The sequence below is a fragment of the Cupriavidus sp. 291-E7 genome, assembly GCF_057798835.1.
The window spans coordinates 109,161-127,102 of the sequence record NZ_JBYOJV010000008.1; the positions used below are offsets into that span (position 1 = coordinate 109,161).

12 protein-coding genes and 6 tRNA genes are annotated in these 17,942 nt (G+C 62.8%); 13 read left to right on the forward strand and 5 right to left on the reverse strand.

Going from position 1 to position 17,942, the window contains the following annotated elements:
• Window positions 1-70 precede the first annotated feature (70 nt).
• Together AC3FLX_RS15850 and AC3FLX_RS15855 are read right to left on the reverse strand one after the other, a co-directional pair.
• A complete protein-coding gene (locus AC3FLX_RS15850) occupies window positions 71-1,720 on the reverse strand; it encodes a GMC family oxidoreductase (RefSeq protein ID WP_488698040.1) in 1,650 nt (549 codons plus the stop codon).
• A gap of 25 nt (window positions 1,721-1,745) precedes the next feature.
• Window positions 1,746-3,719: an alkyl/aryl-sulfatase gene (locus tag AC3FLX_RS15855; protein ID WP_488698042.1), complete on the reverse strand. Its 1,974-nt coding sequence runs from the start codon at window positions 3,717-3,719 to the stop codon at window positions 1,746-1,748.
• A 99-nt stretch (window positions 3,720-3,818) separates the two neighbouring features.
• On the opposite strand from AC3FLX_RS15855, the gene AC3FLX_RS15860 reads away from it, so the two are divergent.
• Window positions 3,819-4,715, forward strand: coding sequence for a LysR family transcriptional regulator (locus AC3FLX_RS15860; protein ID WP_488698044.1), 897 nt, complete (start codon window positions 3,819-3,821; stop codon window positions 4,713-4,715).
• Window positions 4,716-4,764: 49 nt separating this feature from the next.
• On the opposite strand, the gene fabI is transcribed toward AC3FLX_RS15860, so the two are convergent.
• Window positions 4,765-5,547: an enoyl-ACP reductase FabI gene (gene fabI / locus AC3FLX_RS15865; RefSeq protein ID WP_488698046.1), complete on the reverse strand. Its 783-nt coding sequence runs from the start codon at window positions 5,545-5,547 to the stop codon at window positions 4,765-4,767.
• Window positions 5,548-5,760: 213 nt separating this feature from the next.
• Between fabI and AC3FLX_RS15870 the strand changes: the two genes are divergently transcribed.
• The 5 genes from AC3FLX_RS15870 (at window position 5,761) to AC3FLX_RS15890 (ending at window position 12,546) form a co-directional block, all read left to right on the forward strand.
• Entirely contained in the window at window positions 5,761-7,647 is a 1,887-nt protein-coding gene (locus AC3FLX_RS15870) for an extracellular solute-binding protein (protein WP_488698048.1), read from the forward strand.
• A 27-nt stretch (window positions 7,648-7,674) separates the two neighbouring features.
• Entirely contained in the window at window positions 7,675-8,724 is a 1,050-nt protein-coding gene (locus tag AC3FLX_RS15875; RefSeq protein WP_488698050.1) for a microcin C ABC transporter permease YejB, read from the forward strand.
• Window positions 8,721-9,854, forward strand: coding sequence for an ABC transporter permease (locus tag AC3FLX_RS15880; protein ID WP_488698052.1), 1,134 nt, complete (start codon window positions 8,721-8,723; stop codon window positions 9,852-9,854). The genes AC3FLX_RS15875 and AC3FLX_RS15880 overlap by 4 nt, the downstream gene beginning before the upstream one ends.
• A 14-nt stretch (window positions 9,855-9,868) precedes the next feature.
• On the forward strand, window positions 9,869-11,521 hold the full coding sequence (locus tag AC3FLX_RS15885; RefSeq protein WP_488698366.1) for an ABC transporter ATP-binding protein: 1,653 nt from the start codon (window positions 9,869-9,871) through the stop codon (window positions 11,519-11,521).
• 347 nt (window positions 11,522-11,868) lie between these two features.
• Window positions 11,869-12,546 carry a C40 family peptidase gene (locus AC3FLX_RS15890; RefSeq protein ID WP_488698054.1) on the forward strand — a complete coding sequence of 226 codons (678 nt, stop codon included), beginning with the start codon at window positions 11,869-11,871 and terminating at the stop codon, window positions 12,544-12,546.
• Between the two features lie 191 nt (window positions 12,547-12,737).
• On the opposite strand, the gene AC3FLX_RS15895 is transcribed toward AC3FLX_RS15890, so the two are convergent.
• Complete coding sequence (locus AC3FLX_RS15895; RefSeq protein ID WP_488698056.1) at window positions 12,738-13,682, reverse strand: patatin-like phospholipase family protein; 945 nt, start codon at window positions 13,680-13,682, stop codon at window positions 12,738-12,740.
• A 205-nt stretch (window positions 13,683-13,887) separates the two neighbouring features.
• Here AC3FLX_RS15895 and gltX point away from each other — a divergent pair, with 205 nt between their 5' ends.
• The 7 genes from gltX to AC3FLX_RS15930 all read left to right on the forward strand — a co-directional run bounded on the left by gltX (window position 13,888) and on the right by AC3FLX_RS15930 (window position 16,366).
• On the forward strand, window positions 13,888-15,285 hold the full coding sequence (gene gltX, locus AC3FLX_RS15900; RefSeq protein WP_488698058.1) for a glutamate--tRNA ligase: 1,398 nt from the start codon (window positions 13,888-13,890) through the stop codon (window positions 15,283-15,285).
• A 207-nt stretch (window positions 15,286-15,492) separates the two neighbouring features.
• A tRNA-Ala gene (locus AC3FLX_RS15905) sits at window positions 15,493-15,568 on the forward strand.
• Window positions 15,569-15,576: 8 nt separating this feature from the next.
• Window positions 15,577-15,652: transfer RNA gene (locus AC3FLX_RS15910), tRNA-Glu, on the forward strand.
• Between the two features lie 66 nt (window positions 15,653-15,718).
• A tRNA-Asp gene (locus AC3FLX_RS15915) sits at window positions 15,719-15,795 on the forward strand.
• A gap of 168 nt (window positions 15,796-15,963) precedes the next feature.
• Window positions 15,964-16,039 (forward strand) — tRNA-Ala (locus tag AC3FLX_RS15920).
• Between the two features lie 111 nt (window positions 16,040-16,150).
• A tRNA-Glu gene (locus tag AC3FLX_RS15925) sits at window positions 16,151-16,226 on the forward strand.
• 63 nt (window positions 16,227-16,289) lie between these two features.
• Window positions 16,290-16,366: transfer RNA gene (locus AC3FLX_RS15930), tRNA-Asp, on the forward strand.
• A 175-nt stretch (window positions 16,367-16,541) separates the two neighbouring features.
• Here the strand turns inward: AC3FLX_RS15930 and AC3FLX_RS15935 are convergent.
• A complete protein-coding gene (locus AC3FLX_RS15935; RefSeq protein ID WP_488698060.1) occupies window positions 16,542-17,894 on the reverse strand; it encodes an MATE family efflux transporter in 1,353 nt (450 codons plus the stop codon).
• Window positions 17,895-17,942 lie beyond the last annotated feature (48 nt).

A 17,942-nucleotide genomic window follows, 5' to 3' on the forward strand; every position in this document is an offset into this window, starting at 1 on the left:
CGTCCGCATCGGGGTGGGCCGTGCAGGCAGATCGGTGATACGTCCGATTCACCCTGGGCAGATAGCCACTTCAGGTCGTAGCGCGCAGCAAATCGGCGGCGCGCTCGGCGATCATGATCGTTGGCGCGTTGGTATTGCCGCCAATCAGCGTTGGCATGATCGAGGCATCGACCACACGCAAACCGTCCACGCCGTGCACGCGCAACTGGGGGTCCACCACGGCCAGTGCATCGATGCCCATCTTGCAGGTGCCAACCGGGTGGTAAATGGTGTCGGCGTGGCTGCGCACGAAATCGCGGATTGCGGCGTCGTTGCCATCGCCGCTGCCCAGTACGGCGGTCAAGGGATCATCGCCGCCCGCATCGGCCAGGGCCGACTGAGCGAAGATGCGCCGCATCAGTTTTACGCCTGCCACCATGCCTTCGAGGTCGGACGGTGCCGACAGGAAGCGTGGATCGATCAGCGGTGCCGCGCGCATGTCCGGCGACTGCAACTGCACCGTGCCACGGCTTTCGGGGCGCAATACGCAGGCGTGGCAGGAGTAGCCGTGGCCGGGCCTGCTGCTACGCAGGACGTTGGAATTGCCGAGCAGGGCCGGCGCGAAATGCAGTTGCAAGTCGGGGGCCGTCAGATTGGGTCTGGTCTTGACGAACGCACCTGCTTCGGCGACTGGCGACGCCAGCATGCCCGTGCGGCGCCAGCGGTAGCGCATGACCTCGCCGGCCATGCGCGCCACACCGCGCAGCGAATAGCCGTAGAGATCCCAGGACGCCACGGGCTTGCCGATGATCACGTCGAGATGGTCCTGCAGGTTCTGGCCGACGCCGGGCAGATCGTGCACGACTTCCACGCCCACGCTGCGCAGGTGTTCGGCCGGGCCGATGCCCGACGCCATCAGCAACTGGGGCGAATGAAATGCCCCGCCGCTGACAATAACCTCGCGTCGCGCGCGCAGTGTCCGGGTTTGACCGTCTCTCATCACCTCCACGCCAACCGCTCGTTTGCCCTCGAACACGATGCGCAACGCCTGTGTGTCCGTCATCACGCAAAGGTTCTGACGGCCGCCGTTGTGACCGGTATCGGTGCGATTGCCGCGGTGCAGATAGGCGCGCGCCGCGTTCCAGCGCTCGCCGTTGTATTGCGTGGCCTGATACAAGCCAACACCTTCCTGCTCCGCGCCGTTGAAGTCGTTGTTCAGCGGCAGGCCGGCCTGCGCCGCCGCTTGCACAAAGCGCCGCGAGAACGGATTCGGGGTGCGCAGATCGCTGACATGCAGCGGTCCGCTGCCGCCATGCCATGCGTCATCGCGCCCGGCGTTGCGCTGATTGCATTCGCTGCGGCGAAAGTAGGGCAGCACCTCGTCGTAGCCCCAGCCTTCGCAACCCAGTTCGGCCCAGCGGTCGTAATCGCTGCGGTGGCCACGCACGTACAGCATGGCATTGATCGACGAACTGCCGCCCAGGCCGCGACCGCGTGGCTGGTATGACTCGCGGCCATTGAGTCCGGCCTGCGGTACGGTTCGCAGGCCGTAGTTGCGCGGGCCGGGCTTGGGTACCGTTTGCGCAATGGCCAGCGGCGTCCAGACGCTGGGATGATGATCGTCGGGTCCCGACTCGAGCAGCCCGACGGTGACGCCTGCCTGGTCGGCCAGCCGTCCGGCAAGCGCGCAGCCGGCCGAGCCGGCACCCACGATGATGTAATCGAAGCTTGTATCGCCCATGAATGCTGTCTCCTCGGCGCGGTTTTTATTTCTGGTAGGCGTGCGGCGTGACGATGTTGAAGTTTGGATCGAATGTGTCGAGCATGCCGAACAAGCCTGCCACGGCCTGTGGATTGCCGTCTATCCGGATGGCACCGGACTGTAGCGCCTGCGCCAGCGTCAGTTGCTTCAGGCTGATCTGATCCAGCGTGGCCTTGGTGAGCATGACCGTGGCGGTGGGTTGGGCGTGCTGGGATTCGGCCACATAGGTCAGCGCGCTGTTGCGCAGCGTCATCGCATAGCGCTGCTTCAGATCGGTGAACTGCCAGTTCAGCGTCATCACCTTGCCGGCCGCCTTGTCGGCGTTCAGACGCACGGCCAGGAAGTCGAAGAAGTTCGGCACGGTCAGCGCGCGCACCAGGTCCGACGAACTGGTGGCGCTGCTGCTGGGTTTGGCCACGCCGTCGCGCAGCTCCTGCGCGCCGGTCAGGTAGATATTGCGCCAGGTGGCGTTCTCGCTCTGATAGCCGAGCTGTTCCAGCGCATCGGCCTGCAGCGCGCGCGCGGCGGTATTCGACGGATCGGCGAACACCAGTTCGTTGCCGATCTGGCTGACCCAGCGGTACTCGCCACGTGCGTAGGCTTCGCGCATCCTGGCGAGCACGGCATTGGCGCCGCCCATCCATTCGATGGTCTTCCGGGCGGACTGCTCGGGCGGCAGCGGATTCAGATGCGCGGGGTTGCCATCGTAGAAGCCAAGGTAACGCTGGTACACGGCGCGGACGTTGTGGCTGACGGAGCCGTAGTAGTCGCGCGCATACCATTTGCTGGCCAGCGGCTGCGGTAGCGTCTTGAGCTGGTCGGCGATGTCCAGCGGCGTGTAGCCCTGGTTCATCAGACGCAGCGTCTGGTCGTTCAGGTACGCGTACATATCGCGCTGATCGGACAGCATCTCGACGATCCGCGCGCGGCCCCAGGTGGGCCAGTGGTGCTGGCCGATCAGTACGTCGGTGCGCTCGCCGTAGCGGAGCAATGCCTGCGCCAGGAAATACGACCAGCCCTTGGCATCGCGCACCTGCGCGCCGCGCAGCGTCAGTACATTGTGCTGAGTGCGTACGGCGTTCTCGGCGATACACAGCGTGCGGAACTGCGGCAGATAGACGTTCATCTCCGCCGGTGCCTCGGTACCGGGGGTGAGCTGGAATTCGAAGTCGACGCCGTCGATGCGGCGTGTCTCGATCGGCTTGGTGATCGATGAAGTCGGCGCCAGCAATGTCATGGTGCCGCGCGCCGTGGCCTTGCCCAGGCCCGTGTCGACCTGACCCGTGGCGCTCTTGGGCAACTGGGTCCCATACATATACTGCGCGCGGCGGCTCATGGCGCTGCCGGCCAGCACGTTCTCGCTGACAGCTTCTTCCATGAAGCCGATCGGGGCGAGGATATCCACCTTGCCGCGCTTTACATCGGCCTCGTCGATGATGCCGCGTACGCCGCCGAAGTGATCGACATGGCTGTGGGTGTAGATCACGGCCACGATCGGCTTGCGTGGGCGATGCGCGTAATAGAGGTCGAGCGCCGCGCGTGCTGTTTCAGCGGTAAGCAGGGTGTCGATGACGATCAGTCCGGTATCGCCTTCGATGATGTTCATGTTGGCGAGGTCGGCGCCGCGCACCTGGTACACGCGGTCCGTCACCTTGAACAGGCCCGCTTCATTGTTCAGCTGCGCCAGGCGCCAGAGGCTCGGGTTCACTGTGTTTGGCGCATCCGCGGCCGATTCAAACGCATAGGCGCCGAAATCCCAGGCCGCATTGCCATCGGCAGTCTTGATCGTTCGATCGGGGAAACGTGCCACAAGCCCGCGCTTTGCATCCTCGTAGTCGGCCCGGTCCGAAAACGGCAACTTGCGCAGCCATTCGGCATTCGATTGTTCGGTCAGCGGCGTGGCCGGATTCGGCCCGGCCATCGCGGCGGACATCGTCAGGGTGGTGGCAACCAGCATGGCAGTGCGGGCAAGGCGCATGGGAAATCGACTCCGGCTTGAAGGATCGTCTATTGAAAGCGCGCCGCACCTATAATTCAATTGCAAATTTTGTATCGCAGGCATGCGTATGGTGCATATATGAATCTGAAGCGGCTGGAACATCTGGTGGCGGTGGTGGAAGAAGGCTCGCTGGCGGCGGCCGCGCGGCGCGTGCATTTGAGCCAGCCGGCGCTGACGCGCAGCATCCAGGCGCTGGAAGAGCAGGCCGGCGCGGTGCTGTTTGACCGGGGTGCCCGCGGTGTCACGCTGACAACGGTGGGGCGGATGGTGACCGAGCGCGCGCGGCGCATTCTGTTCGAGTCGGGCTGCCTGGCGCGAGACCTGGCACTGGTGCGGCAGCACGAGATCGGGAGCGTGCAGATTGGACTGGGGGCGTTCCCGGCGGCGATCCTGTTGCCGGAGTTGCTGTGCCGGCTGCACCGGCAGTGGCCGAAGCTGCGGATTGCCACCGAGGTCAGCCATCCGGCGGCGCTGCTCGATGCGCTGCACGCCGAACAGGTGGATTTCGTCGTGATCGAGCACAGCACGGTTCCCACGGCGGCCGAATTGGAGGTGGGACGGCTGCCGGCCGGGCCGGGCGGGGTGTTTGTCAGGGTGGGTCATCCGTTGGCGGCCGGACCGGTGGATCTGGCCACGCTGCGCGAATCGGCGCTGGTATCGGTGGTATTCCCGCCGGAAACGCACGAGCGGTTGCGCAAGCTGCTGCGCTGCAAGCCCGGTGAGGAGTTGCCGTTCCAGGTCGAAAGCAATGACTTCCGCGCGCTGACGCATCTGGTGCGGCATGCCGATGCGCTGCTGCTGGCGCCCGAGCGGGCCGTGCGCGAGGAACTGGAGGCTGGGCGGCTTGTGGCGCTGGAGATCCCGGACCTGCCCGAGATCGCCATGCAGTTCGCGATCGTGCGGCTGGCGCAGCGCACGTTGTCACCCGCGGCGGCACGCGCGGTCACCGTGCTTGAAACCGTGGCGCGGGAATAAAAAAAGCGCCCCTGGCTGGGGCGCTTTTTCGAGGCGATGCGGGAGCGGTTTAGTCTTCGACGGCGGTGCCGACGATGTTGTAGCCGCCATCGACGTAGGTGATCTCACCGGTCACGCCACTGGCCAGGTCCGACAGCAGGAACGCGGCGACGTTGCCGACTTCCTCGATCGTCACATTGCGGCGCATCGGGGCCACGTCCTCGAAATGCTTGAGCAGGCGGCCGAAGTCCTTGATGCCCGAGGCAGCCAGCGTCTTGATCGGCCCGGCGGAGATGCCGTTGGCGCGCATGCCCTTGGGGCCTACCGCCGACGCCAGGTAACGCACGCTGGCTTCCAGCGATGCCTTGGCCAGGCCCATCGTGTTGTAGTTCGGCACCACGCGCTCGGCGCCCAGGTACGTCAGCGTCAGCAGCGAAGCCTTGTCGTTGAGCAGCGGCATGGCGGCCTTGGCCAGTGCCGGGAAGCTGTAGGCCGAAATGTCATGGGCGATGCGGAAACCTTCGCGCGACAGGCCGTCCAGGAAGTCTCCGGCGATGGCTTCGCGCGGCGCGAAACCGATCGAATGCACCAGGCCGTCGAATTTTTCCCAGCGTTGCCCCAATGCGGCGAAAGTGGCGGCGATCTGTTCGTCGCTGCCCACGTCGCATTCATAGATCATGTCGGAACCGAATTCCTTGGCGAAGTCCGCGATGCGGTCCTTGAAACGCTCGCCTACGTATGTGAAGGCCAGCTCGGCGCCTTCGCGCTTGCACGCCGAGGCGATGCCGTAGGCGATGGAACGGTTCGAAAGCAAGCCCGTGATCAGGATCCGCTTACCTGCCAGAAATCCCATAGATTCTCCAAATCGTTTTGTGAGGACGGGCATGTTTCGTGCACCGGCCCGTGTCCGGTGCACGGCGGGAATGATTGCCCGCAGTTTGTTGCGCCGCGTAAAGGGAATGTCCGGATGGCTGGCCGCCACCCGAACGCATGTAAAATTGTCGCACAACTTCGCCCGGCCACAAGCCGCCGGGCTGTCTCGGGCATTGTGGAGGTCTGCAACCGGATGCTGATTCATGCACGTTGGCCGCGTCTGGCGGCAGGGCAGTGCTTCCGTCGACGCGCGGTGGTGCAATGGGCGCTGGCACTGTCGTTCGTGCTGGCTTCGGGTTTTCCCTCATTGGGGTTCTGCGCGCACGGGTTTGCGCTGCATGGCGATCTCAAGTATCCGGCGAATTTTTCGAATTTCGACTATGTCAATGCGAACGCCCCGATGGGCGGCACTTTGACACTGGCCAACCCCGATCGCCGCACCAGCTTTGACAAATTCAACCCGTTCACGCTGAAGGGCACGTCCGCGCCGGGCCTGACCTCGCTGATGTTCGAAACGCTGCTGATCAGCAGCGCCGACGAGAGCGCCAGCGCCTACGGCCTGCTGGCCGACGACGTGACCGTGGCGCCCGACCAGCTTTCGGTCACGTTCCATATCCGCCCCGAGGCCCGCTTTGTCAACGGTGATCCCGTGCTGGCCGCGGACGTCAAGTATTCCTATGACATGCTGATGAGCAAGGCCGCGAGCCCCGGCTATCGCAGCATGTGCACGGACGTGAAAGCCGTGATGGTGACCGGCGAACGGTCCATCCGGTTCGATTTCAAGCAGCGCAACGCCGAATTGCCGCTGATCGTGGGCCAGTTGCCGGTGTTCTCGAAGAAATGGACGGCCAAGGTGCCGTTCGAGAAACTGACCTTCGAAGAACCCATCACCAGCGGTCCGTACAAGATCGAGCGCTACGACGCAGGCCGGGGCATTGTGTTCCAGCGTGACCCCAACTACTGGGGCAAGAACCTGAATGTGCGGCGCGGCACCTTCAATTTCGGGCGCGTCGTTTATCGGTTGTATAAGGACGAGACCGCCAAGCTGGAAGCGTACAAGGCGGGCGAGTTCGATGCGATCGTCGAATACCGTTCGAAGAACTGGGCGAAAAGCTATGTCGGCACGAAGTTCCGCGACGGTGACCTGATCAAGACCGAGTTTCCGCACCGCAACGGCGCAGGCATGCAAGGGTTCGTGATGAACATGCGCAAGCCAATGTTCCAGGACGTGCGCGTGCGCCAGGCCCTGATCCTTGCGCTGGACTTCGAGTGGCTGAATCGCCAGTTGTTCTATGGCGCCTACAAGCGCCTGGACAGCTGGTTCTCGAACAGCGAGCTGGCCGCCAGCACCACGTTCGACGGCAAGCCCGGCGTGGCCGAGCTGAAGCTGCTGGAGCCGCTGCGTGGCGAACTGCCAGCTGAAGTGTTCGGCGCCGATGTGGTGCAGCCGAGCACGAATCCGCCGCGTTCGCTGCGAGACAATCTCCGCGAGGCGCGCCGCCTGTTGGCGCAGGCTGGCTGGACCTACGATGACGGCGCCTTGCGCAACGCCAAGGGCGAGCCGATGGTGTTCGAGTTCCTGGACGATGGCGGCGCCATGAGCCGTGTCATTACGGCCTACGTGCGAAACCTGGAAAAGCTCGGCATTTCGGTGCACCAGCGCACCACCGACTTTGCCCTGTACCAGAAGCGCCTGGAAGACTTCGACTTCGACATGGTGTCGATACGTTTTCCGGATTCGCAGAGTCCGGGCAACGAGCTGCGCGACCGTTTTTCCGCTGAAGCCGCCGCCATGCCGGGGTCGGACAACCTGTTCGGCCTGAAGTCGCCGGCCGTGGACAAGCTGGTCGACGCCGTGCTGCATGCGGATTCCCGCGAGGAACTGATAACGGCCGGCCGCGCGCTGGACCGCGTGCTGATGCACGGCTACTACATCGTGCCAAACTGGTACAGTGCTTTTCACCGTGTGTCGTACCGCAGGGAGTTGGGGTATCCAACGCGCCTGCCGTACTACTACACCGCGGAAGGCTGGATTCTTTCTAGCTGGTGGCGCCGCGATCTGGCGCCAAAAACCCAGTAATCCAGTCATCCCCCAATCGGACGGCCAATGCTTGCCTATCTGCTGAAGCGCATCCTGCTGATGATCCCGACGCTGGTCGGGGTGGTGACGCTTACTTTCGTTGTGATCCAGTTTGTGCCGGGCGGCCCGGTCGAGCAGATGATGCTTGAGATGAAGGGCCGTGGCGGCGCAACCGAAGCCAGCGGCGGCGGCGCCGAATACCGTGGCCGGCGCGGCGTGGACCCCGAGAAGATCAAGGAAATCCAGGCGCTTTACGGGTTCGACAAGCCGCCGCTCGAACGCTACTTCATGATGCTCAAGCGCTTTGCCCAGTTCGACCTGGGGCAGAGCTACTTCCAGCACCGCAGCGTCTGGGAACTGGTCAAGTCGAAGATGCCTGTGTCGATCAGCCTCGGGCTCTGGACGTTTTTCCTGACTTATCTGATATCGGTGCCGCTCGGCATCTCCAAGGCGATCCGGGCGGGCAGCCGATTCGACGTGATCAGCAGCATGATCGTGCTGGTGGGATATGCCATTCCGGGCTTCGTGCTGGGCGTGCTGCTGCTGGTGCTGTTTGGCGGCGGGACGTTCGTGCAATGGTTTCCGCTGCGCGGCCTGACCTCCGACGACTGGGACCAGCTCTCGCTGATGGGCAAGGTGATGGATTACCTGTGGCACCTGGTGCTACCGATCACCGCGTCGGTGGTGGGCAGCTTTGCCGTGGTGACGATGCTGACCAAGAACGCGTTCCTGGAAGAAATCCGGAAGCAGTACGTGCTGACCGCGCGCGCCAAGGGGTTGTCGGAGCGCCGCGTGCTGTGGAAGCACGTGTTCCGTAACGCCCTGATCCCGCTGGTCACGGGTTTTCCGGCCGCTTTCATCGGCGCCTTCTTCACTGGGTCCCTGCTGATCGAGACGCTGTTTTCGCTCGATGGCCTGGGCCTGCTGTCCTATGAAGCCGTGCTGCGCCGCGACTATCCCGTGGTGCTCGGTACGCTTTACCTGTTCACGCTGATCGGGCTGGTGACGCGCCTGATTTCGGACGTCTGCTACGTCATGGTGGATCCGCGCATTCATTTCGAGGGGATGCACCGATGAAATTCGGCCCCAAACACGCGGTTGCCGGCAACGGCCTGCCGCACTCGTTGTCGCCGCGCCAGCGTGCGTGGCAGCGCTTCCGCCGCAATCGTCTGGGCTACTGGAGCCTGGTCCTGTTCGTGATCATGTTCGTGTTGAGCATGGGCGCCGAGCTGTTGTCGAGCGACCGTCCTCTGGTGGTGAAATACAAGGGCGAGTACTACTTCCCGATCGTCAAGTCTTATCCGGAAACCACGTTCGACGGCGACTTCCCCACGCGCACGGATTACCTGGACCCGTTCATCCGCGACCGGATCACCACGCACGGCAATTTCGCGGTGTTTCCGCCCAATCGCTATTCCTACGATTCGATCAACTACTTCGCCAAGGAGCCGAATCCGGCGCCGCCGTCGGCCGACAACTGGCTTGGCACTGACGACCGCGGCCGCGATGTGCTGGCGCGCCTGCTGTACGGATTCCGCGTATCGGTACTGTTCGGGCTGGCGTTGACGATCATCGGCGTGCTGGTCGGTACGCTGACCGGCGCCCTGATGGGCTTCTTCGGCGGCCGCTTCGATCTGATTTCGCAACGCGCGATCGAGATCTGGAGTTCGATGCCCGAGCTTTATCTGCTGATTATCTTTGCGTCGATTTTCGAGCCGAGCCTGGCGCTGCTGATCATCCTGCTGTCGCTGTTCGGCTGGATGGGGCTGTCCGACTATGTACGGGCGGAGTTCTATCGCAACCGCTCGCTGGACTATGTGAAGGCCGCGCGGGCGCTGGGTTTGTCGAACGTGCAGATCATGTGGCGCCACATCCTGCCCAACAGCCTGACGCCGGTTATCACGTTCCTGCCATTCCGCATGAGCGCCGCCATCCTGGCGTTGACCAGCCTCGATTTTCTGGGTCTGGGCGTGCCGCCGACCACACCGAGCCTGGGCGAGCTGCTGGCGCAGGGCAAGGGCAATCTCGACGCATGGTGGATCTCGCTGTCGACGTTTGCGGTGCTGGTGGTGACGCTGCTGCTGCTGACGTTCATGGGGGATGCGCTGCGGGACGCATTCGATACGCGCCTGGGCCTGGCCCAGCTGCGCGGCCGCGTGGAACCGAAGGTGCCTGCCGGTGGCACCGCAGCGGAGGCTACGCCATGAGTTCCGCGACCCCGATGACTTCTGTCGCGCCTGTTTTCCCGGACCCGGTGGCCGTGCCCGAGCCGGGCACCAAGCTGATGTGCCTGGATCACCTGTCCGTCACGTTTGGCGAGGGCGAGCACGCCACGCGCGCCGTGCGGGACGTGAGTTTCGATTTGCGCGCCGGCGAGCGCTACGCGCTGGTGGGTGAGTCCGGCTCCGGCAAGACGGTGACCGCGCTGGCCATGCTGCGGCTGGTGGAAGATGCGCACTACCACGGCGCGATCCGCTTCGAAGGCAAGGATCTGCTGCAGGTGTCCGACCGTGAGATGCGTCGCATCCGTGGATCGGAAATCGCGATGATCTTCCAGGAACCGATGACGGCGCTGAATCCGCTCTACACGATCGGCAATCAGATCGTGGAGACGCTGGCGCTGCACGAGGACCTGGATCGCCGAGCGGCGCGAGACCGCGCAATTGCGCTGCTGGAACGTACCGGCATCAGCGACGCGGCCAACCGCTTCAACAGTTTTCCGCACCAGTTGTCGGGCGGGCAGCGCCAGCGCGCGATGATCGCTATGGCGCTGGCCTGCCGTCCGAAGCTGCTGCTGGCGGACGAGCCGACCACGGCGCTCGATGTCACCATCCGCGCGCAGATCCTTGACCTGCTGCGCAGCCTGCAGGCCGAGTTCGGCATGACCGTGATGCTGATCACGCACGACCTGAACATGGTGCGCGCGTTCGCGCAGCGCGTGGGCGTGATGGAGAAAGGCGTGTTGGTGGAGACCGGTGAAACGGCCGAAGTCTTCGCCAATCCGCGCCACCCGTACACGCGCAAGCTGATCGACAGCCGGCCAAAGCGCGAAGTGCTGCCGCTGGTGCCGCTGGCGCCGGTGCTGCTGGAAACCGACGCGCTGTGCGTCAACTACCAGAAAAAGCGCGCTGGCATTGCCGGCTGGTTTGGCAAGGAAGCGTTTGCCGCGGTCAAGGACGTCACGCTGCAGCTGCGCGAGGGCGAGACAGTCGGTATCGTGGGCGAATCGGGCTCGGGCAAGACGACGCTGGCCCACACGGTGCTGGCCTTGCAGCGCAAGAGCGGCGGGGCGATCCAGTTCCTGGGCCGCAGCTTCGATACCTGCTCGCAGAAGGAGCGCAGCGCGCTACGCAAGCGTATGCAGGTGGTGTTCCAGGACCCATTCGGTTCGCTGTCGCCACGCATGACGATCGAGCAGATCGTGGGAGAAGGGCTGGCCTTGCATCAGCCCGGCCTGTCGAAGGAGTCGATGCGCGAGCGAGTGATCGAGGCGTTGCGCGAAGTAGGGCTCGACCGCACGGCGCTGGGACGATATCCGCACGAGTTCTCGGGCGGGCAGCGCCAGCGCATTGCCATCGCGCGCGTGCTAATTCTCAAGCCGCAGGTACTGGTACTTGATGAGCCGACTTCTGCACTTGATGTATCGATCCAGCAGCAGGTGCTGGCGCTGCTTTCGCAACTGCAGCACAAGTACAACCTCAGCTATCTGTTCATCAGCCACGATTTGGCCGTGATTCGTGCGATGGCGCACCGAGTCATCGTGATGAAAAACGGTGAAGTGGTGGAATCGGGCGAGACAGAAACGGTTCTCGGCGCGCCGCAGCATCCGTATACAAGAAAACTGATGGCCGCAGCCCAGTTGGGGGCGGCCTGAGTGATGTGCATTGCAACGCGCTTTGTCACGTAGTGGTAACACGGATTCTTTATAAGGAATCCGAGAAACAGAATACGTTTTTTACTCTAGTTCGTTGATTTACTAGAGATTTGCGGGAAAGTTGTAACCATCTTTGACACGTCAAGGGTGCGTACTTTACTATCCCGCGATGAGTTTTGTCGGGGGTGGTTCGTCCGCCGCATGCAGGCCTTGGGGAAGGCCGATGTTGCACGCGGCTGGTGCAGTCTTGCTGGCGTACTTCTTGCGTACGTTCCGCCCTGATGTTTTCACGCTGTCCGGCTTTGTCTGATTTGCCGGTCAGATTTGTCCGATCATCAGGAGAACCAATGCAAACGGTACTTCATTCCCTGGCGCGCGCCGCTATCGGAATTGCCATTGCCTGCGGTGCGACTGTGTCGAATGGAGTGCTGGCGGATACGGTGTTCAAGGACCCCGACGCCCGGATCGAAGCCCGTGTGGATAGCACGGACGCGCATCCGGAAGGCAAGCGCGGCTTGCTGTCGTCGGTGATGAACTCCACCAGCAACGTTGCCAGCAAGGCTGGCGACCTGGTCATGAACGCGTTGGGCCTGATTGGTGTGCGTTATCGCTTTGGCGGTAACAGCCCCGAGTCGGGTCTGGACTGCAGCGGCTTTGTCCGCTACGTGTTCAACGACACCTTCGGCTTCATGTTGCCGCGCCGGTCCGTCGAAATGAGCCAGGTGGGCACCACCGTGGCGGTCAACGAACTGCGTCCGGGCGATCTTGTGTTCTTCAACACGATGCGCCACACGTTCTCGCACGTCGGTATTTATATCGGCGACAACAAGTTCGTGCACGCGCCGTCCACCGGCAGCAAGATCCGCGTCGACGACATGCGTGCGTCGTACTGGGTGACGCGCTACAACGGCGCCCGCCGCATCGACGATTCGGCCAAGGGTTCGGTCGAAAACACGGGCAGCATGATCGAGACGCTCAAGCGTTTTGATCCGAATGCCCAGGGCCGTACGATGCTGGGTGGTTGACGTCCCGTCCGCTGGCCGCGTCGAACAAAAAAGGACTGCTCAGGCAGTCCTTTTTTATTTCTGGCGGGCCGATGCAGAGCCTTTGTCTTAATACAAATACCCCACTAAAGGGTGACATCCTCTGTCATGCCAGTGACGATTTCTGTCATCTGGCGTGACAACGGTTGGCGCCTTGCGTTTTGTGTGCGGCGCTATTGCGTGGCAACGGTGCCGGCGGCAGCGGGCCGCAGCCGCGCCGCTGCAAGTTTTTCGCGCAACGTGCCGATCACTGCCGAGGTGGCTTGCTCGCCGGCCAGGATGGCGCGGTTGCGCGAGGCAAAGTCGCTGCCGCCCATATCGGGCAGGTCGGGCCGGATCACCACGTCGGCACGTGCCAGTGCCATCCGGTTGATCGACTGACCCATGATGGCCGTGGTCTGCAGCAACACACCGCTCTGCCCGTTGTTCTTCTGGTTCGACGGGTCCGCCGAGATATTCACGGCGATCACGAAATCGGCGCCCATCTCGCGCGCCGCATCGACCGGTACTGGTTCAACCAGACCGCCATCCACATAGTCGTGGCCGGCAATCGAGACCGGCTGGAACACGCCGGGCACGCTGCTCGATGCACGAACCGCCTGGCCGGTGTTGCCGCGCCGGAAGACGATGCGTTCGCCGGTTTTCAGGTCCGTGGCGACGATGCCCAGCGGCAGTTTCATGGCTTCGATCGGGCGGTTCTTGACCAGACGGTTCACGTAGTTCTGCAGTGCCTCGCCCTTGAGCCAGCCGCCGAATTTCGTGCCGAAGGGCAGGGCCCAATCGGCGATTGCCGCTTCATCCATCGTCAGCGCCAGCTTGTTGAGCTGGAATCCGTCCATGCCCGTGGCATAGAGCGCGGCCACAACCGAGCCCGCGCTCGTGCCAGTAACGATGTCGACGTGGATGCCTTGCGCCTCAAGTGCCTTGATCACGCCGATATGGGCAAAGCCGCGCGCGGCACCGCCGCCGAGCGCAAGCCCGATACGCACGGGGCGCGGCGGCGTTGCCACAGGCGGTACCGTGGCGATGGGCGGTGTGGTCGGCGCCGGTTTCGGGCCGAAAGAGCAGGCGGCCAGCAGCATTGCGGCCGAGGCGCCCAAGAAGTGTCGTCGTTGCATCAAGGGTGGAAACTCATACGGAAGTGATGCGCCGGGCATCGGAAGGGCGCGTAACAGATGACCTGTCGCTTGGCCCTGGTTCAGACCGGTGGCAAGCATAAATGATTCCGTGGCCGGACTGGAATCGGGCAGGGCGTATAATGCAGCGTTCAACGAAATCCGGCCTGCGCGCATCCGTGCGTGGGCTTTTTTGTTTCTCCCGACCATGACACAACGCGTCCGCACCCGCTTCGCGCCGAGCCCGACCGGCTTTATCCACCTTGGCAATATTCGCTCTGCTCTCTACCCGTGGGCTTTTGCCCGCCGTATGAAGGGCGACTTCATCCTGCGTATCGAGGATACCGACGTCGAGCGTTCGTCCGAAGAGGCCGTCGACGTGATCCTGGAAAGCATGGCTTGGCTGGACCTCGATATCGACGAGGGCCCGTTCTACCAGATGCAGCGCATGGACCGCTATCGCGAGGTGGTGCGCCAGATGCTCGATAACGGCATGGCCTACCACTGCTACATGAGCACCGAGGAACTGGATGCGCTGCGCGAAGCCCAGCGCGCCGCCGGCGAGAAGCCGCGCTACAACGGTTTCTGGCGTCCGGAGCCGGGCAAGGTTCTGCCTGAGCCGCCCGCTGGCGTGCAGCCCGTGGTGCGTTTCAGGAATCCGCTCGGCGGCAGCGTGGTTTGGGATGACGCGGTGAAGGGTCGCATTGAGATTTCCAACGACGAGTTGGATGACCTGGTGATCGCTCGCCCGGACGGCACGCCGACGTACAACTTCTGCGTGGTGATCGACGATCTCGACATGAAGATCACGCACGTGATTCGCGGCGACGATCACGTCAACAACACGCCGCGCCAGATCAATATCATTCGCGCGCTGGGTGGTGACGTGCCCGTCTACGCCCACCTGCCGACGGTGCTGAACGAGCAGGGCGAGAAGATGAGCAAGCGTCACGGTGCGATGGCCGTGACCGGCTACCGTGAGGAAGGCTATCTGCCCGAGGCCGTGCTGAACTATCTGGCGCGTCTGGGCTGGTCGCATGGCGACGCCGAGATCTTCACGCGCGAACAGTTCGTCGAATGGTTCGACCTCGACCATCTGGGCAAGTCTCCGGCGCAGTACAACCCGGAAAAACTCGCCTGGCTGAACAACCACTACATCAAGACTGGTGACAATGCTCGCCTGGCCGACCTGACGCGTCCGTTTATTGAGGCGCTCGGTGGCAAGGTGGAGGGGGCTGACCTGGCTGGTGTGGTGGCGCTGGTCAAGGACCGCGCGAACACGCTCAAGGAAGTGGCGCAGACGGCGCTGTTGTTCTATCGCGGGGAGCCGCAGGCCGACGCCGCCTTGCGCGCCGAGCACCTGACCGATGAGATCCGTCCGGCGTTGCAGTCGCTGGCGACGCAACTGGCTGCGCTGACCGAATGGAAGCGCGAGGCCATCAGCGCAACGTTCAAGGCGGTGCTGGCCGAGTTCGGTCTGAAGATGCCCAAGTTGGCCATGCCGGTGCGCTTGCTCGTGGCGGGACAACTGCAGACGCCGAGCATCGATGCGGTGCTGGAACTGTTCGGCCGAGACACGGTGCTGCGCCGCCTGGCTGCCGCATAAAAATGTGCAGAAAAATCTCGGCGGGGGCTTGCGCTCCGGCCGGGACTTCAGCATAATCTCGTTCTCCCTGCTGCGCGACGCAAGTCAAGCGGATCAGTCAAAAGACTGAAAAAAGGGACTTGCAAAACGCAGTGATTGATTTATAATCGCCGCTTCGCCAGAAAGCAGTAAATCTGGTGGCAAGTAGTGGTAAATGGCAGTAACTCTGGGGCTATAGCTCAGCTGGGAGAGCGCTTGCATGGCATGCAAGAGGTCAGCGGTTCGATCCCGCTTAGCTCCACCAAAGTTTCTGTCCCCTTCGTCTAGAGGCCTAGGACATCACCCTTTCACGGTGAGTACAGGGGTTCGAATCCCCTAGGGGACGCCAGATATTGGACGTAATCAGACGTCCAGTTGGCTGTCCGGAGCGAAGCTTCGGGTAGCAACCGACAATGGAGCGGTAGTTCAGTTGGTTAGAATACCGGCCTGTCACGCCGGGGGTCGCGGGTTCGAGCCCCGTCCGCTCCGCCAGACTAAGCCCGCTTGGGTGAAACCAAGCGGGTTTTTATTTGGGTGAGAGGTGATTATCTGATAATCACTTCACGATTTACCCGAAGCGAATTTTGTCAGCTTCGAAAAATCAAATATGGTCGCAACTTCGCAAGTTGATGCGATTATAAGCAGTACAGAAAGTATTAAGGGGCTATAGCTCAGCTGGGAGAGCGCTTGCATGGCATGCAAGAGGTCAGCGGTTCGATCCCGCTTAGCTCCACCAGGATTTGTGAAGCGCTGATGCAGTAAAAAAGTTGCTTCAAGTTGCGAAAGTTCTGGTAGAATGCCGGACTTCGCAGCAATCGACGGAAAGCGTTGCTTGCAACAGATTTCTGTCCCCTTCGTCTAGAGGCCTAGGACATCACCCTTTCACGGTGAGTACAGGGGTTCGAATCCCCTAGGGGACGCCAAAACAGCCGGGCGTAATCAGACGCCCAGCAGTTGTCCGGAAATTCCGGGTAACAGCCGAAAACGGAGCGGTAGTTCAGTTGGTTAGAATACCGGCCTGTCACGCCGGGGGTCGCGGGTTCGAGCCCCGTCCGCTCCGCCAAACTTTAAAAAACCTGCGCAAGCAGGTTTTTTTTCGTCCATACGGCGTGGAGGGAGCTGTCGGCACAGCCCTTGCGCGGAGCGCATATGGGGGCGAGTGACCTCTGTCCCCGTGCAATAAAAAAGCCTGCGTGAGCAGGCTTTTTTTCGTTCGCCGAGGCCGAGGATGCCGGCCCTTACAGCTTCTCCCGGCTGACCTTCATGAAGTACCGCACCAGCAGCGTCCCGGCGATCGCCAGGCTGATGCTGTTGGCCATCCAGAAGCCCGAAGCGCCGCGTGTGAATGCGGGCATCGTATCGATCAAGCCAAAGCCCAGCACGTAACCACCGCCCAGCCCCACGCCCCACAGCGAACCCGCATAGATCAACGTCGGAATCAACGCGATCTTGTACGCGCGGAGAATGAAGGCGCTCATGACCTGGATCGAGTCGAAAGCCTGATAGAACGCCACGAACAACATCAGGGGCAGTGCCTTGGCCACGACCGCGGGATCGTGCGCGTAGGCATGCAGCAGCGGCTCACGCAGCAGCCAGAGCAGTGTGCCGATGACCAGTGCCAGGCTTGCGCCGAAGCGAATACCTCGCCAGCCAATGCGGCGTGCGGCAGCCATATCGCGCGCGCCGATCGACTGGGCTACCAGCGTGGAGGTGGCGATCGACAACGACAACGGCACCATATAGGCCACCGCACTGAGGTTCGCGATGATCTGGTGGCCTGCAAGCGTCTCTGTGCCAAGCCGGGTAATGAATACCGACATCAGCGTGAAGGACGTGATCTCGATCAGATAGGTCAGGCCCATTGGGACGCCGAGCCGCAGCAGCGGCTGAATGCGGTCCCATCGGGGCCATTCCCAGCGGGTAAAGATGCCCAGCGGCTGGTAGGCGGCACCCCTGCGCAGGATGGTCAGCCCCGACAGGCACCAGACCCAGCTGATCAGGGTCGATGCCAGTGCGCAACCGGGTCCGCCCATTGCCGCGACACCCAGGCCGCCGTGAATGAACCAAGCGTTGAGCGGAATCTTGAGCGCCAGTCCGGCGATCTGCAGAACCGTCACCATGATCGGCCGCGACAGCGCGTTGTTCAGCGCCATGTAGATGCGGAATGCCAGCGCCGCCGGCAGGCCAAGCGCGACGATATGGAGGTACCGCGTGGCCTTTTCCACCAGCTCGGGCGGCGCCTTTGCAAATGCGAGTACTGGGCCGGGAAAGAGCAGCAGCAACATGCCCGGGATGGCCAGCGCCACGCCGAGCCATGCGGCCTGTCGCACTTCGACGCCGATTTCCGCGGTGCGTCCGGCACCGTAGAGTTGCCCGGCAATGGGCGCCAGCGCCTGCAACACGCCCATCAAGCTGATGTAGACCGTCACATAGATCGATCCACCCAATCCGACGGCAGCCAGGTCCGCGGCAGAGGCGCGACCGGCCATGATGGTGTCGATCACGCCAAAGGCGATCACGGCAAGTTGTCCCACCAGAACGGGGGCGGCAAGTTGAACGATGCGACGGATATCCTGCAGCGCGCTGCTCATCGTGATTGTCGGTTGGGGCGCCCCGGCACGCTGGCCGGGGATGCAGGT